The organism is Mesorhizobium sp. M7A.F.Ca.CA.002.05.1.1 (genome assembly GCF_003998335.1).
Classification (GTDB): Bacteria; Pseudomonadota; Alphaproteobacteria; order Rhizobiales; family Rhizobiaceae; genus Mesorhizobium.
Genome location: NZ_RZQI01001510.1, coordinates 1 through 713, shown reverse-complemented (window position 1 = coordinate 713; position 713 = coordinate 1). Strand labels below are relative to the sequence as shown.

The window sequence follows — 713 nt, the reverse complement described above, 5'->3', positions numbered from 1 at the left end:
GTCCCATCGCCATCATGATCGAGTATGTGATCCGGCACGAGGACGAACCGGAGTTCCTCGCCATCATGGCCGAACGCGGCCGCATCCGCCGTCGTGACGGCGCCCGCAACTGGACGCTGGCGCGCGATCTCGAGAATCCCACCGTATGGATCGAGCATTATCACACGCCGACCTGGATCGAATATATCAGGCACAATGGACGCATCACCCATGCCGACGCCGTCATCGGCGAACGCGTGCGGGCCCTGCACAGCGGCGACGAACCGCCCCGCGTGCGGCGCATGATCGAACGCCCGACGACCGCGGGCACAGCGCTTGTGATGGCCAAGGGACCGATCGAGCATTAGGGCTCCGCAACCACTGTCGCAGGCCCCCGCTTGGCCGTCCGTCACCCCTCGCCCGATAGGTCCCGGCGCGCCTTGTCGAGTTCCTCGGCATAGCGCCGCATCAGATGGCCTTCGGTCAAAAGCCCCAAGACGATGTGGTCGGTGAAATCCTCGACGACTGCGAGTTCTTCGGCGCCGGCGCGCTGGAATGTTTCCGCGGCGGCCTGCACGTTCATGCTCGGCACCAGCACCGCGTCCTTGTATTTGGCAAGATCGCGCACCGGCACCTCGCCATCGGAAGGATCGCTGTGCAGTTCGGCCACGATCAGCACGCCGACATAGTGGTCGCCCGCGTCGACGGCGATGACCCGCTGGGCAGAGCCGAGC

General features: G+C 65.5%; 1 protein-coding gene and 1 pseudogene. One reads left to right on the top strand and one right to left on the bottom strand.

Annotation, left to right across the window (positions count from 1 at the left end; all coding sequences use genetic code 11):
* On the top strand, nucleotides 1–347 hold a 347-nt coding region (locus tag EN939_RS36725; RefSeq protein WP_206528472.1), incomplete at its 5' end, for an MFS transporter.
* Between the two features lie 41 nt (nucleotides 348–388).
* Here the strand turns inward: EN939_RS36725 and EN939_RS36720 are convergent.
* Nucleotides 389–713, bottom strand: a pseudogene (locus EN939_RS36720) (CBS domain-containing protein); the annotation flags it as partial.